Genomic DNA, 18,794 nt, shown 5'->3' on the forward strand with positions numbered 1-18,794 from the left:
ACTAAAAATTGACTAGAAACTGGAAGAATGGTGAGCAGATGGCAAAAAGACAAGACGGCGGCATCCGGCTGCGCCCGGTGGGCACCCGCAAGCATCGGCAGAACGCTCCGGCCTACAGCCCGGCGGGCACCGGCTGCCCGGCCTTTGAGCAGGCAGTGGAAAATTTATATAAAGGCCAGAACGAAGAAAGCTTCTGGACGCTGATGGGCGCTTTGAACTATGCACTGGAAATGGAGACCCATGTTCTGGTGCCGCTGCGCACGGCACTGACGGTGCACAACACGCCTGCACCGTGGACGGAGCATCCGGTGCCCACGGCAAAGGCTAAGGACCTGCAGCTGTGGACCCTGCGCAACGAGAAGGGCCGCACATGGCTGCCTATGTTCACCTCTGCAGCTGCGGCCTGCGCCGACCGCAGCACTTCTGCCCGGCCAATGGCGGATTACACCCTGCAGGATGCCATGGAGCTGGCCCTTTCCACTGAGGGGATCGACGGCGTGGTGCTGGACCCGTGGAGCCACTCGGCTACGCTGGACGGCGCTCTGCTCAACGGTTTGCTGCACGCGGGCCATACGCCGGAAGACCCCGGTGATGAGAAAGCGGATGCCGGAAAGGAAGCCGCCCGCAAGGGCAACTGGGCGCAGGCTGTGGAATGCTTTGAAAAAGCAGCCGAGCTTGGCAGCACCATGGGACTTGCCCTGCTGGCAGACTGTATTTATAAGGGCCGCGGCCCCCGCACGAACCGTGCCGAGGCCCGCCGCATGTGGAAGGAAGCAGCGGACAGCGGCGAGATCTTATCCAACATTGCACTGGGCGATGACTGCGCTGCCCGGGGCGACAATGGCCGGGCACTTTTGTATTACCGCCGTGCCCGCGCCAACGCAGCCCATATGCCGGATATCGAGTACACTCCGCAGGTGTGCCTGCGTGTGGCCCAGACCGAAACGCGCTACACCAGCCGCAAAAAGGCGCTGGCACTGGCCGCAGAAGCAAGGCAGGGCTTTTCCATCAAGGCCCGTGAGCACGAGCCGGACGCAGAGCAGTGGCTGGCCGAAGCCGACCAGCTCATCCGGGAACTGACCAGTGAACTGCCTGCCCGAGCCACAGCTTACGACATGGAATCTTTACAATTGGACTAAAAAATCGTCATATCGGGACGGTAAGATATACTCGGAAATGATTTGAAGAGCTGCGCCCAAGATGCACAGCACCGGAGAGGAAACAGACAGTATGAGCAAAGTAATCGGCATCGATCTCGGCACGACCAATTCCTGTGTGGCAGTGGTAGAGGGCGGCAAGCCCGTGGTCATCACCAATGCGGAGGGTGAGCGCACTACCCCCAGCGTTGTGGCCTTCACGAAGGACGGTGAACGTCTGGTGGGCGGCGCGGCCAAGCGACAGATCGCCACAAATTCCGGGCGCACCATCTCCAGCATCAAGCGCCATATGGGCAGTGACTACCGGGTGCACATCGACGGCAAAGACCTGACCCCGCAGGAGATCAGCGCCATGATCTTGGCCAAGATCCGCCGCGATGCCGAGAGCTATCTGGGCGAGCCGGTGACCGAAGCGGTCATCACGGTGCCCGCCTACTTCGACGACAGCCAGCGCAAGGCTACGCAGGATGCAGGCCGCATTGCAGGCCTGAACGTGCTGCGCATCATCAACGAGCCTACTGCTGCCGCTGTGGCCTATGGTTTGGATAACGAAGCGGCGCAGAAGATCCTCGTCTACGACCTCGGCGGCGGCACCTTTGATGTGTCCATCATCGAGATCGAGGACGGGACCTTTACGGTGCTTGCCACCGGCGGCGACACCCATCTGGGCGGTGACGACTTCGATCAGCGCATCGTGGAATATGCCGTGGCCGAGTTCAAAAAGTCGGATCGCATCGACCTCTCCCGCGACCCGGCAGCTATGGGCCGGCTGAAAGAGGAAGCCGAAAAGGCAAAGAAGGAGCTTTCTGCCGCGCCGTCGGCACAGCTGAACCTGCCCTTTATCGCAGTGGGCAAGGACGGCCCTCACCACTTGGATATCTCGCTTTCCCGCCCGCAGTTCGAAATGATGACCAGCGACCTGCTGGCCCGCACAGTGGCTCCCGTGCAGAATGCGCTGCGGGATGCAGGCATTTCTGCCAGCCAGCTGGGCAAGGTGCTGCTGGTGGGCGGCAGCACCCGGATGCCTGCGGTGGAGCGTCAGGTGAAGGAGCTGCTGGGCTGCGAACCCAGCCACAGCCTGAACCCGGACGAGTGTGTTGCCATGGGTGCGGCTGTGCAGGGCGGTCTGCTGCAGGGCGGCGGCAAGCTGGCCGGTGCCACCGGCGCAGCGGCGCAGGGCCTTGTGCTGATGGATGTGACCCCGCTGACCCTCTCCATTGAGACGCTGGGCGGCGTGGCCACCCCGCTGATCACCCGCAACAGCATGATCCCCACCCGCAAGAGCCAGATCTTCACCACCGCACGGCCCATGCAGACCAGCGTGGAGATCAACGTGCTGCAGGGCGAGCGCCACTTTGCCCGCGACAACAAGAGTCTGGGCAAATTCAAGCTCACCGGCATTCGTGCAAGCTTCTCCTCCAAACCGCAGATCGAAGTTACCTTCGATATCGACGTGAACGGCGTGGTGAAGGTGTCTGCCAAAGACCTTGGCACCGGCCGGGAGCAGAATATCACCATCACCGGCAGCACCAACCTTTCGGAAAATGAGATCCAACGCGCCATGGCAGACGCTGCCGCCTACGAGGCCGAGGACAGCCGCCGCAAGGAGCGGCTGGACCTGCACAATCAGGCCGAGGTGCTGGCCTACAAGGTGGACGAGGCTCTTTCCAAATGCAAAAAGGAGCTGGACAAGGACGAGAAGAACCGCATCAAAACCGACCTCGCCAACCTCCGCCGCTGCCTGCGCAAGGATAAGCCCGAAAAGATGAATGAAAACGAGGAAGCCAATCTCCGTCAGGCCAAGACCCAGCTGGAAGAGAGCGCAAACCATCTGATGGTGCTGTATACCAGTGAGCAGGATAGCAGCGATAACGGAGAAAATAATCTGTAACACGTAAAAAAGGTCGCCCTTGACAGAGCGACAGAAAAAAGTTATACTACAAACAGAAGGGGCGCTGACTGCAAAGGTCAGCTTTCCATCCCGTTAGTCAAAAAGATTGACCGCTCGGCTGGTAACTGTAGGCGGTCAATCTTTTTTGTTATCATCGCTTTTCGTCTGGGAAAACTTTGCCATAACCTCGACGGTCAGGCGGATCACATCCACGATCAGACCCAGCAGCGTGAGAATGAACGTAAGCAGTGCGAGAGTTTCCAACAGAGTCATCCGATATCCCTCCCTTCGCCTTCAAGGCTCCGGGCAGGGTACTTCCCCAAAAAAGTTTCCTCCCGGAACCTCTGCTTCGTTCTATGTGAAAAGAAGCAGCGATACGGGATAGAAAGCATGACCACCAATTTTGCAATCAGCGCCTTATTTGCATTATACCATAATTTTTGACGAAGTACAACAAAACGCTCCGCTGTGTTTTGCACAGCGGAGCGTTTTCTATGTGGAAAAGTATTACAGCATCTTAGAAAGGAATGCTTTCAGTCTGGGATGCTTCGGGTTCGTGAACAGTTCCTGCGGCGGCTCGTCCTCCTGGATCTTGCCGTCGTCGATGAAGATGACGCGGTTGGACACCTCGCGGGCAAAGCCCATTTCGTGGGTGACCACCAGCATGGTGATGCCGGTGTGGGCCAGCTCCTTCATCAGTTCCAGAACCTCGCCCACCATTTCGGGGTCGAGGGCGCTGGTGGGCTCGTCGAACAGGATCACGTCCGGATCCATGGCAAGGGCACGGGCAATGGCAATGCGCTGCTGCTGGCCGCCGGAAAGGCTCTTGGGGTAGGCATCGGCCTTGTCGGCCAGGCCCACGCGGGCCAGCAGTTCATCTGCCTTGGCGGAGATGGCTTCCTTATCCTTCAGCTTCAGCAGGGTGGGGGCCAGCTCCAGATTTTTCTTCACAGTCAGGTGCGGGAACAGGTTGAAGTGCTGGAACACCATGCCCATCTTCTGGCGCACAGCGTCGATGTGGGCTTCATCCACCTCGGTGCCCTCAAATTTGATGCTGCCGGAGGAGGGAATCTCCAGCCGGTTCAGGCAGCGCAGAAAGGTAGATTTGCCGCAGCCGGAGGGGCCAATCAGGCAGACCACGTCGCCGCGGTAAATATCAATATCGATGCCCTTCAGCACGTCCAGAGTGGGGGTGGGCTGCTTTGCGCCCGGCTTCTTTTCGCCGCCGTAGGTCTTTGTCAGGCCGCGGACTTCCAGAATCTTATCGGTCACTTTGAGCAAGCCTCCTCTCAAACTTTGCCAGCAGACGGGTGAACAGCATGACCAGCACAAGGTAGATCAGTGCATCACCCAGCAGCGGGAACATGGGTTCGTAGGTGCGGTTCATGATGCCCTGCGCGGCGTACAGCAGCTCCTTGCCGCCGATGACCGTGATCAGGGAGGTATCCTTCAGCAGGACGATGAACTCGTTGCCCAGTGCGGGCAGCACCGCACGGATGGCCTGCGGGATGATGATGACCACCATGGTGGTCATGTAGTTCAGGCCAAGGCTACGTCCGGCCTCCATCTGGCCGGGGTCAACGGCCATCAGGCCGCCGCGGATGATCTCCGAAACATAGGCACCGGAGTTGATGCCCAGTGCCAGCGCACCCACCATGGTAAAGTTGCGGCTGTTGGCAAAGATGACCATGCTCATGATGAGCAGCTGCACCATCATGGGCGTGCCGCGGATGATGGTGGTGTAAATTTCGCAGATGATGTTGAAGAAGCCCAACACCGGGTTCTTGTGGCCGGGGCGTTGCTGGTCGTGTGCCACACGCACCAGTGCCACCACGCTGCCCAGCACGATGCCCAGTGCCAGCGCAATGGCAGTGACCAGCAGGGTGGTGCCCACGCCGTTGATGTACTGCGTCCAGCGGTCTTTCAGGATGAAGGCCTGATAAAATTTGAAGAAGAACTCCTGCCCGAAGCTGAGCTTGGTGCCGCTGTTGAGCAGCTCTTTGAGCAGTTCGTATTGAGCAGCCATTCGCATCCTCACTTTCCTGTTTTGTTAGAATTTTGTAACCTTATTTTTCCAAAAAAGGGGAGGTGCCCCAGTTGGGGGCTGCCTCCCCGTGGTTCCGTTATCAGCCAGCTGATTATTCGGCGGTGATGTACTTGTCCACGATGGCCTGCAGGGTGCCGTCAGCCTTCAGCTCTTCCAGAGCGGCGTTGATGGCATCTTCCAGAGAAGAACCCTTTGCCATACCGATGGCGTAATCCTCCTCGGCGTAGCTGGTCTCCAGCACCTTCAGGCCGGGGTTGGCAGCCACATACTCCTTGGCGGGAGCGTTGTCGATGACCACGGCGTCCACCTGACCATTGTTCAGGGCCTGCACAGCGGTCAGACCGCTGTCGTAAGCCACGACGTTTTCATCACCGAAATCATCGGAGCAGTAGATGTAGCCGGTGGTGCCGCGCTGGGTGCCGATCTTCTTGCCTGCCAGATCATCCGGGGAAGCAATGTCGGAGCCTTCGGGCACGATGATGGACTGGATGCCGGTAGCGTAGCTGTCGGAGAAGTCCATCACAGCCTTGCGCTCGTCGGTCACGGTCACACCGGCCATAACGATGTCGGCCTTGCCCTGCTGCACGCTCAGCAGCGCAGCGTCAAAGTCCATGTCGTCGATCTGCAGCTCCAGACCCAGCTTGTCGGCAATGGCCTGAGCGGTCTCCACGTCGATGCCCTCGATGTCACCGGCGTCGGTGGTCATCTCGTAGGGAGGGAAGGTGGCGTTGGTGGCCATGGTCAGCTTGCCAGCCTCAACGGTGGCCAGCTCGCCAGCGGCAGCGCTGGTGGAAGCAGCTTCAGAAGAAGCAGCAGAGCTTGCCACGGAGGAAGCGGTGCTTGCGGAAGAACCACCGCAGGCGGTCAGAGCCAGAGCGGCAACGGACAGACCGGCAGCTGCCAGAAAGCTGCGACGAGAAATCTTTTTCATATTCAAACACTCCTCAAATGTACTGTATGTTTTTGCGGTACGCCGGAACGATGCGATTCATCGAACATCTGGCGAACGAATTTAGTATAGATTGTACAAATTGAAAAGTCAATACTTGTGCAAAAAATCTCATCAATTGAAACCGAATTGAAAACAATTATACAAAAAATGCGTTGAAGAAATGTATATATACGAATTATAGATATTTTGCGATCTCTTCTTTGCTCCGCTTTGGCACGCAGTAATCCCGGTTCTCGTCCAGATAATATTTTACGCCGGTCTCAGCCGTCAGCGGCACAATGTGAGCCTTGTGGGTCGGGTAGCCGAACGCCACCATGAATGCCAGCTTCTGCGGTTCTTCAATGCCCAGCAGTTCGGTGAGGGCAGGCTTGTTGATCGCGCCCATGATGCAGCTGCCCACGCCTTTGTCCCATGCGGCAAGGGTCATGTTGGCAAGGGCGATGCCGGTATCGGTGGCAAGGTCGCCGGGGATGGAAGTGTCCTGCACCACGGCCACATACAGGGTGGGCAGCTCGTCGGCTTTGGGCGTGCCCTGCTCCGGCGGCAGATAGGCAGCCCACTTGACCAGCGGCTGCACCTTTGCCACCGCCTCGGGCTTGTTCACCACCACCAGACGCACAGCCTGACGGTTGGCTCCGCAGGAGGACAGGCGGACGGCCTCGACGATATCATCCACCACATCCTGCGGAACAGCTTTCTGTGCAAAGCGGCGGTAGGTGCGGCGGCTGACAAGAGTATCCATAACAGACATAAAGAGCACCTCCTTTATATAAGTGTTGTCAAAAGTATAGCAGATGCGGCAGAGTCTTGCAACGCTCCGGCGCAAAAAAGCTTGCACGTTGGGCAGTGATCTTGCCTTTTGCGACGGGCTGCAATTGCATCCGACAAATGATATATGGTAAAATATGGTAGAAGAAAGGAGACGGCGCAATGGTATTGGCGGCAGGCATCGTGGGTTTTATTCTGGGGGTCAATTTGGGTTTTTTGTTTGCCGGGCTGATGCGGGCGGCAAGAGGGGAACATGAGCAGACAGAAGATGAAAACAAGACATGTTGAGAATGAATGAAAATAACGGAGAACAAAAAGGGCCGCTGTACGGGATGCTGTACAGCGGCCCTTTTTGCCGGGCTTGACGGAACTTACGATTTTCTCTTGGTCGCTCCTGTTTTTCTGCATCCGGCGGAAAAAGATGCCAAAAACCACTTGACAAACTGTTACGGGGGGGGGTATTATATAGGAAAAGCAGGCTCCACAAAAAAGTGATGGGGGCATGCAAAAAGATTGTGAGGTTGATTCTTATGTCTAACATTTCTCGTCGTAAGTTCCTCAAGGGCGCAGGTGTGGCTGCTCTGGCTGTTGCTGCTGCCGGTGTGCTGGCTGGCTGCTCTGGCAATGATGTCCCCGATGTCCCCGATGTCCCCGGTGTGACCACTCGTCCTGTGCTGGTTATCTTTATGAAGGATGAAGGCGATGGTAAGACCAACGTTGTGGGTGAGACTGCCAAGATTGATGTTCTGAAGACCGAGAACTCTGTGAAGGTTGCTGACATCGATAAGAAGCTGCTTCCCGAAGATTACCATCTGGAGAACGAGAACGCTGTTGTTGAAGTCCGCAAGGACGACAGCAAGGGTGAGTACATCATCGTCTTCGTGACTGATGTGACTGTGACTCCGACCAAGAAGACCATCGATGTCAAACTGCTGGAGCTGCCGAACAACTTCATTGAGGCTAAGGCTGAGGTTGCAGTCGATGCAACTGGCGTCAGCGCTGCTGATATTCAGCTGCCGGACGGCTACAAGCTGAGCACCGACTACGGCACGGAGGAAGAGCTGTTGAAGGTTCGTCCCTTCGGGACTGTCTTCATTGTGACCAAGCTCTGATTTCCTGGCACAGAAGTTTTTTGAAAAAACTCAAATAACACCAACAGGGTGGCGGCCAACAAGGCCTCCGCCCTATTGGTGTTGTTTTTTTGTTGAAATTTTACTTGACAAAATATTACAGGGGGGGTACTATATAGGAAAGGCAGGCTCCACAAAAAAGTGATCGGGGCATGCAAAAAGATTGTGAGGTTGATTATTATGTCTAATATCTCTCGTCGTCAGTTCCTGAAGGGCGCAGGTGTCGCTACTCTGGCTGTTGCTGCTGCCGGTGTTCTGGCTGGCTGCTCCAACGTGCCTGACAAGCCGACCCCGGGTGTGCCGGATAAGACTGTGCATATCTACTACATGATCGGGGTTCAGCCGGTCAATGGTGAGCCTGTCGAGATCTCTGTCAATGGTCTGGCTACCTATGTCACCTACGAAACCATCAAGGCAAACATTCCTGCCAATGTAGCTGCTGACTACGATTGCGCAAAGAAGAACTACGATATTGAAAAGGATGGCACAGTTACTGTCAATCTGCAGAAAAAGGCATCTGCAAAGCCTACGAAGCAGGTTATGATCAGGTATTACGAAGGCACCAAGCAGCTCGACAGCGGTGAGTTTACTGATTTTATCAATTATCAGGATGTTGAAGAGGATGCAACGAAGATCGATCTGACCAAGCTTGAACTTGAGAAGACTGGCTATAAGCTGGATGAGCGTGCTGCGGATAACGGCATCATTAAGGCCGAGGGTAAAAAGCTCTACGCAGATGTCTACGTTCAGGAGAAGAACTGAATCTCTCATAAAGCAGTATGAAAAAGAGAGCTGCCGCAAAACAGCTCCCTGAATCGATCACGCACAAAACCCGGAACCTTTTCGGGGCCTGAATGGCTCAGAAGGGTTCCGGGTTTCTGCTTTTTTACGCAGGATGCCGATGCGTTTTTATTTTGTAGCAGATATGCTGTATCCGTAAACATCACACTTTGTTCCGGTGCCGCTTGGGAATGGGCACGCTGAGCACCAGCGTGATGCCGATGGCCAGCGCAACCGCTACCTTAAAGGTGCTGATGCCGTTGGAAAGGGCCAGTGCATTGTTGCCCTGTATAAAATAGTAGGCGGTGTAGTAGATGCCCGCACCGGGCACCAGCGGGAAGATGCCGGACAGCAGGAACACCGTTACCGGCATTTTAAGCACAATGGCAAACACGCGGGTGAGCAGGGTGAGAGGAATGACCGCCAGCAGGGAGGCTGCGGCACTGTCTGCCCCCAGCATCACGGCCAGCTCGTAGACAAACCAGCCCACGGCACCCACCAGCCCGCAGAAGGGCAGGCTTTTGCGCGGACAGCCGAACAGAACGGCAAAACTCAGGGTGCCTGCGCCGGCAATAAAGAACTGCGCGGCCAGCTCCCCAATTTGTGTACTGGTCAACATCATGCCACGACCACCCCCGTAAAGAATGTATAAAGGCTCAGCACAAGGCCGGTGCCAATGGCAATGCTGGCTGCAATGAGCAGCGCATCGATCATGCGGATGGTGCCGGAGAGGTAATCTCCGTGCACAAAGTCGCGGATGCCCATGGTAAAGGCGATGCCGGGGGTCAGGATCATCAGCGAGCCGATAATAGAATGACTGGCCGGTGTGCCCAGCATTCGGCAGGCCAGAATGCACACCAGCGTGATAAGCGCAGCACAGCTGATCTTGCAAAAGCCGCCGGGCAGCTCGTGCTGCTCACACAGCAGCAAATAGCCGCTGGCAAGAAAGCCTGCCAGTGCCGCCGCCAGTGCACTGCGCAGTGTGCCGCCGAAGATCAGCGCAAAGCAAAATGCACCGCACATGCCGCTGACCAGCTGCACCCAGTCCTTGGGAAAAGGGATGCACCGCGCCAGCACCAGACGGCTCTCGGCTTCGTCCAGCGACATGCTGCCCTCTGCGATCTCGCGGGAGAGGGCGTTCACTGCCGCCACCCGGCCCAGATGAGTGGTGCGGGTAGGCACATTGCGCACCTCGCTGATCTCAGCGGTGCCCGCACTGGCAAAGATGCCGTTGGTCAGCACATAAACGTGGAACTCCCGCAGATGGAACGACCGGGCCATGATCTCCATGGTCTGCTCCACCCGGAACACCTCGGCACCGTTTTCCAGCAATGTCTGGCCCGCCGCCATGATAAAATCCATGATGCGGCGGCGCAGTTCTTCATCCGGGAAAACCTCGCGGCTGTTCATTGCCGCACCTCCTTTATAAATAATGCTGTCTTATTCTACCATGTCCGCGGCTGGCGCACAAGATAAAAAAACGCAATTTCCTACTAAAAAACTTCGTTGTAGGTGTTGACAAATCCGGTCGATTGGATTATTATAAATGCAATATCACAAAAATGGCTGTGAAGAGAAGAGTAGGCCTTCGCATTGATCCTTACCAGAAAGCCCGGGCGATGGAAAAGGGCAGGAAACAGGAAGCTGAAAATGGTCTCGGAGCTGTGCGGGCGAGGTGCATGAGCGCTAAGTTCGCAACGGGATGCGCCCGTTACAGCGTCCGGCTGTAAGCAGCAAAGCTGCCGCAGCATTGAGGCTGTGCCCGCAAGGGTGCGGTAAACCAAGGTGGTACCACGGAAGTATGTTATGCTCCCGTCCTTGTCTGAGCGTTGGCTCAAGGTCAAGGACGGGAGCTTTTTTCATGCATCCGTCAAAGGCCCTTAGCACGGAACTGTGCCGTGCGGGCCGCTGTACATTCATAATAAGCAAATAGAGAGGGAACAAAACTATGATTACTCGTCGTGATTTTCTGAAAGTTACCGGAGCTGCAGCTGCTGCAGCTGCCCTGACCGCATGCGGCGGTTCTTCTTCCACCGCATCTTCTGCTGCTTCCGGCACTGCTTCTTCCGCAGCTTCTTCTGCTGTGGCTAAGCTGGACAAGGTGAAGGTGGCTGTGCCCAACGACACCACCAACGAGGCACGCGCCCTGACCCTGCTGGAGAAGAACGGCTTCTTTAAGCTGAAGGCTGATGCAGGCCTGACCGCAACCGCAAAGGACATCGAGGAGAACCCTCTGAATGTTTCCGTTGATGAGGTCGAGGCTGCTCAGGTGCCCAACGTCTTGCAGGACGAGGACTACGCCGTCATCAACTCCAACTACGCCATCTCCGCTGGTCTGGACCCCATGACCGATGCTCTGGCAATGGAGGACGGCACCTCTGCTTACGTCAACATTCTGGTCTGCAAGGACGGCAATCAGGAAGAGCCGAAGATCAAGGCTCTGGCCGCTGCTCTGCAGAGCCAGAAGGTGAAGGACTTCATGGATGAAAACTACAAGGGCGCTGTGGTGTCCGTTGTGGAGAACCCCACCGACGGCTATGACTCCTCCATCGACTACGATGCACTGAACGGCGAGACCGTCAGCTGCGCTGCTACTCCGGCTCCTCACTGCGAGGTTCTGGAGATCTGCAAGGACATTCTGGCCGAAAAGGGCATCACGCTGGATATTCAGGAGTACGACGACTACATCATTCCCAACAACATCGTTGAGGACGGCCAGTGCGATACCAACTATTTCCAGCATCAGCCGTATCTGGACGACTTCAATGCAGAGCACGGCACCCATCTGGTGACGGTTGCCGGCATCCACGTGGAGCCTATGGGCATCTACGGCGGCAAGCAGGACAGTCTGGCACCGATCGAGGGTTAAGCAAACTCCCCCAGTCACCTTGCGGTGACAGCCCCCTCGGGAAGGGGGCCTTTGCCTGACCGTTCTGTTTCAGGCTCCCTCCATGAGGGAGCTGGCAAACCCGCAAGGGTTTGACTGAAGGAGTTTATTCAACAGCAAGGAGCAATTTCTGTGATCGAGATCAAACATCTTTCCAAGACCTTCCAGATGAAGGACGGCGCGGTGAATGCGCTGAAGAACATCAACCTCACCATCCCGGATGGTTCCATTTATGGCATCATCGGCATGTCCGGTGCGGGCAAATCCACGCTGGTGCGCTGCATCAACCTGCTGGAACGCCCCACCGAGGGCAGCGTTGTGATCGACGGCACCGCTATGGAGACTTTAAACGCAGCCCAGCTGCGTGAGCGCCGCCGCGATATCACCATGATCTTCCAGCAGTTCAATCTGCTGATGCAGCGCAGCTGTCTGAAGAACATCTGCTTCCCCATGGAGCTGGCCGGTGTAAAAAAGGCGGATGCCGAAAAGCGTGCCAGAGAGCTGCTGGAAGTGGTGGGCCTGCCCGATAAGGCCAACGCCTACCCGGCACAGCTGTCCGGCGGCCAGAAGCAGCGCATTGCCATTGCCCGCGCACTGGCAACGGACCCCAAAGTTCTGCTCTGCGATGAAGCCACCAGCGCACTGGACCCCAACACCACCCATGCTATCCTGACCCTGATCAAGGACATCAACAAGAAGCTGGGCATCACGGTTGTGGTCATCACCCATCAGATGAGCGTTGTGGAAGAGATCTGCGATCACGTTGCCATTCTGGACGGCGGCGTTGTGGTGGAGGAAGGCTCCGTGCAGGAGATCTTCTCGAACCCCAAAACGCCCGCAGCAAAGCGTCTGGTGGCACCCAACGGCGGCAGCGCCGCACGGGATCTGTCCAGCTTTGCACCGGACGACCATGTGGTGCGCGTCACCTTCAACGGTTCGTCCACGGCTAAGCCCTTGGTGGCAAGCCTTGCCGCAGAAAAAGGCATTCTGGTGTCGGTACTCAGTGCCGACACCCGTGATCTGAGCGGCCAATGCTACGGCTCCATGCTGCTCAAGCTGCCCACTGATGTGGAGCAGGCAAAGCAGGCTGCGGCCTATATGCGCGCCCAGCCCGGCATTACGGTAGAGGAGGTGACCGGCGAATGAGTATTGCAGATTACGGCTTTGCTATCTGGGAGACCTTTTATGTGACGGTCCTTTCCACCGCGTTTGCGCTGGTGCTGGGCATGCCGCTGGGTGTGCTGCTGGTGGCCGGTGATAAGGACGGCATTCTGCCGCTGCCCGGCTGGCTGATGCACATTCTCAACATCGTTATCAACATCCTGCGCAGTGTTCCGTTCCTAATCCTGATGATCTGTGTATTCCCGCTTACCCGTGCCATCGTGGGCACCACGGTGGGTACCAAAGCCACCATCGTTCCGCTGGTGGTGGCAGCCTTCCCGTTCGTGGCACGTCTGGTGGAGACCAGTCTGCGCGAGCTGGACGAGGGCGTGGTGGAAGCGGCCCAGAGCATGGGCGCAACGCCGTTCCAGATCATTACCAAGGTGATGATCCCGGAATGCCTGCCCGGCCTGATCTCCAGCATGACCACCGCACTGACCACCATTCTGGGCTACTCGGCCATGTCCGGTGTCATTGGTGGCGGCGGTCTGGGCAAGATCGCTTTGTCCTACGGCTATTACCGCTACCAGACCGATATCATGATCGTGTGTGTCATTTTGCTGGTGCTGATGGTTCAGGTGTTCCAGACGTTGGGCACTGCTTGGGCCACCAGAAGCGATAAGCGGCTGCGGAAGTAACTCCTTCAGTCGCACTTCGTGCGCCAGCTCCCCCGGAGAGGGAGCCTCTGGCGAAGAGGAAAACTTTCCGGTATTGCCAAAGCCGAAAGGCTTTGACGGAAGGAGTCCTCTCCTCATTTTGCCCCCGAACGGGAACTAAAATTTAACGTTTCAATTCCCCGCCGGAGGCTGCAGCACTCCTGCGGGGAATTGTGCTATATGGACAAACCCAGTAAAGGAGTATGTAGTATGAATCGCGATACCATCTGTGTGCAGGGCGGTTACACCCCCGGCAACGGCGAACCCCGCCAGATCCCCATTATCCAGTCCACCACCTTCAAGTATGCCACCAGCGAGGATATGGGCAAGCTGTTCGATCTGGAAGCTGACGGCTACTTCTATTCCCGTCTGCAGAACCCCACCTGCGACCTTGTGGCTAAGAAGATCTGCGAGCTGGAAGGCGGCACGGCCGCAATGCTGACCAGCAGCGGTCAGGCTGCAAACTTCTTTGCCCTGTTCAATCTCTGCGAAGCAGGCGACCACATCGTGGCATCCAGTACCATCTACGGCGGCACCTTCAACCTGATCTCCGTCACCATGAAGAAGATGGGCATTGAAGCCACCTTTGTGGATCCGCTGTGCACCGAGGAAGAATTGAACGCCGCATTCCGGCCCAACACCAAGGTGGTGTTCGGCGAGACCATCGCAAACCCGGCCCTGACCGTGCTGGACATTGAGAAGTTTGCCAAGGCTGCTCACGCCCACGGTGTGCCGCTGATCGTGGACAACACCTTCCCCACGCCGGTCAACTGCCGCCCCTTTGAGTGGGGCGCGGACATCGTCACCCACTCCACCACCAAGTATATGGACGGTCATGGCGCGGTGCTGGGCGGTGCCATCGTGGACAGCGGCAAGTTCGACTGGATGGCCCATGCCGAGAAGTTCCCCGGCCTGTGCACCCCGGACGACAGCTACCACGGCATCACCTACGCCGAGCGTTTCGGCAAAGAGGGTGCCTTTATCACCAAGGCTACCGCGCAGCTGATGCGTGACTTTGGCTCCATGCAGTCGCCCATGAACGCCTACATGCTGAACCTCGGTCTGGAAAGCCTGCATGTGCGGATGCAGCGTCACTGCGCCAACGGCATGGCTGTGGCAGAGTTCCTTGAAAGCCATCCCAAGGTGGCCTATGTGAACTATTGCGGCCTGGAGTCCAGCCCGTACCATGCACTGGCGGAGAAGTATCTGCCGAATGGCAGCTGCGGCGTGGTCAGCTTTGGTCTGGCCGGCGGCCGTGAGGCTGCAAGCATTTTTATGAAGAACCTGAAGCTGGCAGCCATCGAGACCCATGTGGCCGATGCCCGCACCTGTTGCCTGAACCCTGCATCCAGCACCCACCGCCAGATGAACGATGAGCAGCTGAAGGCTGCTGGCGTGCCCGCAGAGCTGGTGCGCATGAGCTGCGGCTTGGAAAGCAGCGAAGACCTCATCGCAGATATTGCACAGGCGCTGGATAAGATCTAAAAGGTGAGTTCAGCAGCATCTATCGGTTCCGGCCCTTCTCGTAAAAACGCGTTTGGAGCGCCCCGCAGGGCGCGACAAACGCAAAATATAAAAAATAAATTCCGCTGAAGATAGCCAGAGCGTCAGCGGAGGCTATTCTAAATCGTTAGGAGTACGAACTATGCCGCTGATCATCCCCAAGACCCTGCCTGCTTACGATGCCCTCTACAACGAAAATATCTTCGTCATGCATCGTGAGCGCGCCCTTGCCCAGCACATCCGCCCGCTGGAGATCCTGATCCTGAACCTGATGCCCACCAAGATCACCACCGAGACCCAGATCGCCCGTCTGTTGGCAAATACCCCGCTGCAGGTGCACATGACCCTGCTGCAGACGGCCAGCCATGCGGCGACCCACGTTTCGGCAGCACACCTCGAATCGTTCTATAAGAACTTCAACGAGGTGAAGAACAACCGCTACGACGGCATGATCATCACCGGCGCACCGGTGGAGACCATGGACTTTGAGCAGGTGGATTACTGGCCGGAGCTGTGCGAGATCATGGACTTCAGCGAGACGAATGTCTACTCCACCCTGCATGTGTGCTGGGGTGCACAGGCTGGCCTGTACTACCACTACGGCGTGCACAAGCAGCTGCTGCCGGAAAAGATGTTCGGCGTGTTCGAGCACCGGGTCACCCGCCCGTCGAACCCTTTGGTGCGCGGCTTTGACGAGGTGTTCTATGCGCCCCACAGCCGCCACACCGGCATCAGCCGCGAGGATGTGGACAACTGTAAGGCTCTGCGCATCCTTGCCGAGAGCGATGCGGCCGGGCCCTTCCTCATGAGCACCGAGAACGGACGGCAGATCTTTGTCACCGGCCACCCGGAATATGACAAATACACGCTGGATTCAGAGTACCGCCGCGATGTGGACAAGGGCCTGCCCATCCATGTGCCGGTGAATTACTACCCGGACGATGATCCCACAAAGCCGCCGCTGTTCCGCTGGCGTGCCCACGCCCACCTGCTGTATGAGAACTGGCTGAACTACTACGTCTACCAGAACACCCCCTACGATCTGGGCGAGATCCAGCGCGTAAAGCACGAATAAATGCACAAAAACCGGTATTGCGTCAAAATTGCGCGATACCGGTTTTTATGCTATACTGTTCCTGCGGCCCTTCTCCATTCCCCTAACCGCGGAAAGGAGGTGAACCCCTTGGAAACTCTCTCTACATTTATCCAAACCGTTGCCGCGCAGGTAGTTGCCTACTATCTGTGCACATGGATCGACGGTAAGATCGGCAAGGGCAGCAAACACTAAAAGAAGCCCCCGGTACTGACACTACCGGGGGCTTCGTGTTTCGGCATGAACCCGATGGATTCAATCTCTCTACATTGCCTATCTTTAGTATATGCAGTTTTGGGCAAAAGTCAAGCGATGAAATGCAAATTATTTTTTACGCCTTACCGGCTTTTTCTTGCGCACGCTGTAGCCAAAGGTGCCCAGCTTTTTGCCCAGAGCCAGATAGTCACCGTGACTGTAGACGATGAGCTTTGCCTTTTCGAGACACAGCTTGCCGCTTTCGTCCAGCAGGCTTTCGTCCACATCACAGGCCACCACTTCGGCAAGGAACAGGTCGTGGCTGCCCAGCGGGATCACCTGAGTTACCTTGCATTCCAGATTGACCGGGCTTTCTTCCAGAATGGGGCAGTCGGTCAGCACGCTGCCGGGGGCAGAATGCAGGCCGCAGGCGGCAAATTTATCCACATCACGGCCGCTTTTCACGCCGCACCAGTCCACCGAACGCACCAGCGCTTCGGTGGGCAGATTGATGGCAAACTGTCCGCTTTCCTGAATGAGGTGGTGGCTGTAGCGCTCCGGCCGAACGCTGATGGACACCATGCTGGGCTGGGTGCAGATGGTGCCCGTCCAGCCGATGGTGATGAGATTGGGCTTTTCCAGCCCGCCGCAGGACACCAATACCGGCGGTTCCGGGTTCAGCAGGGTGCTGCCCCGCCAGCTCTGTTTGCTCATCCGTGATACTTCCTTTCGTAAGGGGCCCAGGTGCGCTCGCTGATGATGTAGCGCGGGCGGGCTTTCGTCTCCATATAAATTTTGCCGATATACTCGCCGATCACGCCTAAGCACACCAGCTGCACGCCGCTCATGAAGCAGACGATGCACACGATGGAGGCCCAGCCGGCCACGCTGCTGCCCATGGCGGCGCACACGATGGCCCAGATGACTCCGATAAAGCTGATCAGGCTCACAAAGATGCCAGATCCAGTAATAAGGCGGATGGGCTTGTTGGAAAGACTGGTGATGCCGTCAAAGGCAAGGGCCAGCATCTTGCTCAGCGGATAGTGGCTCTCACCGGCAAGGCGTTCGTGGCGCTCGTAGGTGACTACCTCGCTTTTGAAGCCAACCAGCGGCACCATGCCGCGCAGGAAAATGTTCACTTCCCTGTAGTCGGCAAAGCTTTCCAGCACACGGGTGCTGATGAGGCGGTAGTCTGCGTGGTTGAACACGATGTCTGCGCCCAGAGCGTTCATCACATGGTAAAAGCCCTCGGCGGTGAAGCGCTTGAAGAAGGTGTCTGTATCGCGGCGGCTGCGCACGCCGTAGACCACCTCGGCACCGTCCAGATACTTTTTAACCATCTCGTCCATGGCGTTGATGTCGTCCTGACCATCGCAGTCGATGGAAATGGTAACATCGCAGGTGCCGCTGTGCAGTGCCTCCATCAAGCCTGCCAGCACGGCGTTCTGGTGGCCGCGGTTGCGGCTCTGGGAAATGCCGATGTAGTGCTCGTCCTGTGCGGCAAAACTCTGGATCAGTTCCCATGTCTTGTCTTTGGAGCCGTCGTTCACGAACAGCACCCGGCTCTTCTCGCTCACAAGGCCCTGTGCGGCAAGGCCGCTGATCTTTTCCAGAAACATGGGAGCTGTAATGGGCAGCACCTGCTCCTCGTTGTAGCAGGGGATCACGATCCATAAAATCGGTTTTGACATATTTAAAAATACTCCTATATTAAAAATAACAAGATGATGCCGCTGACGGTTACGGCCTTCCAGTGAAAAAGAGTTTTAGAAAAATCTGTAGATTTTTCTAAAACTCAAATATAAAAATAAAATTTCAGCTGAATACAGCCAAAGCGCACGCGGCGGCTATTCAAATGGTCACTGCACCATTTGCTTCAGAACCTCAGGCTCCAGCAGCTTGAAGCTGCTCTTGTAGGTGTCCAGCAGGCCGTCCCGCTGCATCTGACTCAGCTCGCGGCTGAGGGCGCTGCGGTCGCAGTTCAGGTAATCTGCCAGCTGGATGCGGGAGAACGGGATGCTGAAGGTCAGGCTGCCAGCCCGCTCGGCTTCACTGAGCAGATAGGCGCACACTTTGGCCCGCAGGCTTTTGAGCACCAGCAGGTCGATGCGGCGGGAGAGGGAAAAATATTTATCGCTGATGGTGCGCACCAGATTGCGCAATGTCTGCTGGTGCGCCGGACTGCCATCCGAAAGCAGCAGCCGCTCGTAGGGAATCAGCAGCACCTCGCAGGGCACCGAAGCCATCACCGTGACCGGGCTTGCCAGACTGGAACCGCTCAGCACATCGCCGAACACGCCGCCCGGTTCCATGTGGGTGATGGGAATGCGCGCACCCTGCGGCCCGGGACGGTAGGCTTCCAGCTCACCGGACAGTACGATGCCCACCCTGCGGTTGGGTTCGCCCGCCAGAACAAGCGCTTCGCCTTTGCCATAGCTGCGCATAACGGCACCCAGCTGAGCCAGCAGGGTCTGCAGCTCTTCAGGGGTCAGACCATTGAATAAAGAGGTGGAGCATAACAGCGGAAGAAAGTTTTTCATCACAATTCCGTGGGAAAGATCCGGCTTCCCACAG

The 18,794-nt window shown here is 57.0% G+C and carries 20 protein-coding genes; 10 read left to right on the plus strand and 10 right to left on the minus strand.

Annotated features, from left to right (window positions below):
* The first annotated feature begins 38 nt into the window (after positions 1 to 38).
* Together J3348_RS13070 and dnaK are read left to right on the plus strand one after the other, a co-directional pair.
* The gene (locus J3348_RS13070; RefSeq protein WP_207699129.1) at positions 39 to 1,139 is read left to right on the plus strand and encodes an SseB family protein; all 1,101 of its coding nucleotides are present in this window, start codon (positions 39 to 41) and stop codon (positions 1,137 to 1,139) included.
* 91 nt (positions 1,140 to 1,230) lie between these two features.
* The gene (gene dnaK, locus J3348_RS13075; RefSeq protein WP_207699130.1) at positions 1,231 to 3,048 is read left to right on the plus strand and encodes a molecular chaperone DnaK; all 1,818 of its coding nucleotides are present in this window, start codon (positions 1,231 to 1,233) and stop codon (positions 3,046 to 3,048) included.
* 135 nt (positions 3,049 to 3,183) lie between these two features.
* On the opposite strand, the gene J3348_RS13080 is transcribed toward dnaK, so the two are convergent.
* The 5 genes from J3348_RS13080 to J3348_RS13100 form a co-directional block, all read right to left on the minus strand.
* Positions 3,184 to 3,321: a hypothetical protein gene (locus J3348_RS13080; protein WP_005946525.1), complete on the minus strand. Its 138-nt coding sequence runs from the start codon at positions 3,319 to 3,321 to the stop codon at positions 3,184 to 3,186.
* A 234-nt stretch (positions 3,322 to 3,555) separates the two neighbouring features.
* Positions 3,556 to 4,320 carry an amino acid ABC transporter ATP-binding protein gene (locus J3348_RS13085; RefSeq protein WP_097773991.1) on the minus strand — a complete coding sequence of 255 codons (765 nt, stop codon included), beginning with the start codon at positions 4,318 to 4,320 and terminating at the stop codon, positions 3,556 to 3,558.
* Positions 4,310 to 5,074, minus strand: coding sequence for an amino acid ABC transporter permease (locus J3348_RS13090; RefSeq protein ID WP_207699131.1), 765 nt, complete (start codon positions 5,072 to 5,074; stop codon positions 4,310 to 4,312). The genes J3348_RS13085 and J3348_RS13090 overlap by 11 nt, the downstream gene beginning before the upstream one ends.
* Before the next feature lie 112 nt (positions 5,075 to 5,186).
* Positions 5,187 to 6,026, minus strand: a complete 840-nt coding sequence (locus tag J3348_RS13095) for an amino acid ABC transporter substrate-binding protein (protein ID WP_207699132.1) — start codon at positions 6,024 to 6,026, stop codon at positions 5,187 to 5,189.
* Between the two features lie 196 nt (positions 6,027 to 6,222).
* Positions 6,223 to 6,798, minus strand: a complete 576-nt coding sequence (locus J3348_RS13100; RefSeq protein WP_207699133.1) for a nitroreductase family protein — start codon at positions 6,796 to 6,798, stop codon at positions 6,223 to 6,225.
* 179 nt (positions 6,799 to 6,977) lie between these two features.
* Here J3348_RS13100 and J3348_RS14420 point away from each other — a divergent pair, with 179 nt between their 5' ends.
* The 3 genes from J3348_RS14420 (at position 6,978) to J3348_RS13110 (ending at position 8,707) form a co-directional block, all read left to right on the plus strand.
* The gene (locus tag J3348_RS14420; protein ID WP_263287027.1) at positions 6,978 to 7,103 is read left to right on the plus strand and encodes a hypothetical protein; all 126 of its coding nucleotides are present in this window, start codon (positions 6,978 to 6,980) and stop codon (positions 7,101 to 7,103) included.
* A gap of 242 nt (positions 7,104 to 7,345) precedes the next feature.
* Positions 7,346 to 7,927 (plus strand): twin-arginine translocation signal domain-containing protein, encoded by a 582-nt coding sequence (locus tag J3348_RS13105; RefSeq protein ID WP_207699134.1) that lies wholly within the window; start codon positions 7,346 to 7,348, stop codon positions 7,925 to 7,927.
* Positions 7,928 to 8,125: 198 nt separating this feature from the next.
* A complete protein-coding gene (locus J3348_RS13110; RefSeq protein ID WP_242702998.1) occupies positions 8,126 to 8,707 on the plus strand; it encodes a twin-arginine translocation signal domain-containing protein in 582 nt (193 codons plus the stop codon).
* A 181-nt stretch (positions 8,708 to 8,888) separates the two neighbouring features.
* Here the strand turns inward: J3348_RS13110 and J3348_RS13115 are convergent, their stop codons facing one another.
* Positions 8,889 to 9,347 carry a threonine/serine exporter family protein gene (locus tag J3348_RS13115; protein WP_207699135.1) on the minus strand — a complete coding sequence of 153 codons (459 nt, stop codon included), beginning with the start codon at positions 9,345 to 9,347 and terminating at the stop codon, positions 8,889 to 8,891.
* Positions 9,344 to 10,135 carry a threonine/serine exporter family protein gene (locus J3348_RS13120; RefSeq protein WP_207699136.1) on the minus strand — a complete coding sequence of 264 codons (792 nt, stop codon included), beginning with the start codon at positions 10,133 to 10,135 and terminating at the stop codon, positions 9,344 to 9,346. The genes J3348_RS13115 and J3348_RS13120 overlap by 4 nt, the downstream gene beginning before the upstream one ends.
* Positions 10,136 to 10,673: 538 nt before the next feature.
* Between J3348_RS13120 and J3348_RS13125 the strand changes: the two genes are divergently transcribed.
* The 5 genes from J3348_RS13125 (at position 10,674) to metA (ending at position 16,007) form a co-directional block, all read left to right on the plus strand.
* Complete coding sequence (locus J3348_RS13125) at positions 10,674 to 11,594, plus strand: MetQ/NlpA family ABC transporter substrate-binding protein (RefSeq protein ID WP_097773984.1); 921 nt, start codon at positions 10,674 to 10,676, stop codon at positions 11,592 to 11,594.
* A 150-nt stretch (positions 11,595 to 11,744) separates the two neighbouring features.
* Entirely contained in the window at positions 11,745 to 12,758 is a 1,014-nt protein-coding gene (locus J3348_RS13130; protein ID WP_207699137.1) for an ATP-binding cassette domain-containing protein, read from the plus strand.
* On the plus strand, positions 12,755 to 13,411 hold the full coding sequence (locus tag J3348_RS13135; RefSeq protein ID WP_097780907.1) for a methionine ABC transporter permease: 657 nt from the start codon (positions 12,755 to 12,757) through the stop codon (positions 13,409 to 13,411). The genes J3348_RS13130 and J3348_RS13135 overlap by 4 nt, the downstream gene beginning before the upstream one ends.
* A 228-nt stretch (positions 13,412 to 13,639) precedes the next feature.
* Positions 13,640 to 14,914 (plus strand): O-acetylhomoserine aminocarboxypropyltransferase/cysteine synthase family protein, encoded by a 1,275-nt coding sequence (locus tag J3348_RS13140; RefSeq protein WP_207699138.1) that lies wholly within the window; start codon positions 13,640 to 13,642, stop codon positions 14,912 to 14,914.
* Positions 14,915 to 15,074: 160 nt separating this feature from the next.
* Positions 15,075 to 16,007 (plus strand): homoserine O-succinyltransferase, encoded by a 933-nt coding sequence (gene metA / locus J3348_RS13145; RefSeq protein WP_005946493.1) that lies wholly within the window; start codon positions 15,075 to 15,077, stop codon positions 16,005 to 16,007.
* A 342-nt stretch (positions 16,008 to 16,349) separates the two neighbouring features.
* Here the strand turns inward: metA and J3348_RS13150 are convergent, their stop codons facing one another.
* From J3348_RS13150 to J3348_RS13160, 3 genes are all read right to left on the minus strand, one after another.
* Positions 16,350 to 16,934 (minus strand): flavin reductase family protein, encoded by a 585-nt coding sequence (locus J3348_RS13150; protein WP_005946489.1) that lies wholly within the window; start codon positions 16,932 to 16,934, stop codon positions 16,350 to 16,352.
* Positions 16,931 to 17,911: a glycosyltransferase family 2 protein gene (locus J3348_RS13155; protein WP_120081409.1), complete on the minus strand. Its 981-nt coding sequence runs from the start codon at positions 17,909 to 17,911 to the stop codon at positions 16,931 to 16,933. Before J3348_RS13155 ends, J3348_RS13150 begins: the two co-directional genes overlap by 4 nt.
* Positions 17,912 to 18,079: 168 nt before the next feature.
* Positions 18,080 to 18,760, minus strand: a complete 681-nt coding sequence (locus tag J3348_RS13160) for a Crp/Fnr family transcriptional regulator (protein ID WP_097774005.1) — start codon at positions 18,758 to 18,760, stop codon at positions 18,080 to 18,082.
* Positions 18,761 to 18,794: the final 34 nt, after the last annotated feature.

The organism is Faecalibacterium sp. Marseille-Q4896 (genome assembly GCF_017377615.1).
In the GTDB taxonomy this organism is placed as follows: Bacteria; Bacillota; Clostridia; order Oscillospirales; family Ruminococcaceae; genus Faecalibacterium; species Faecalibacterium taiwanense.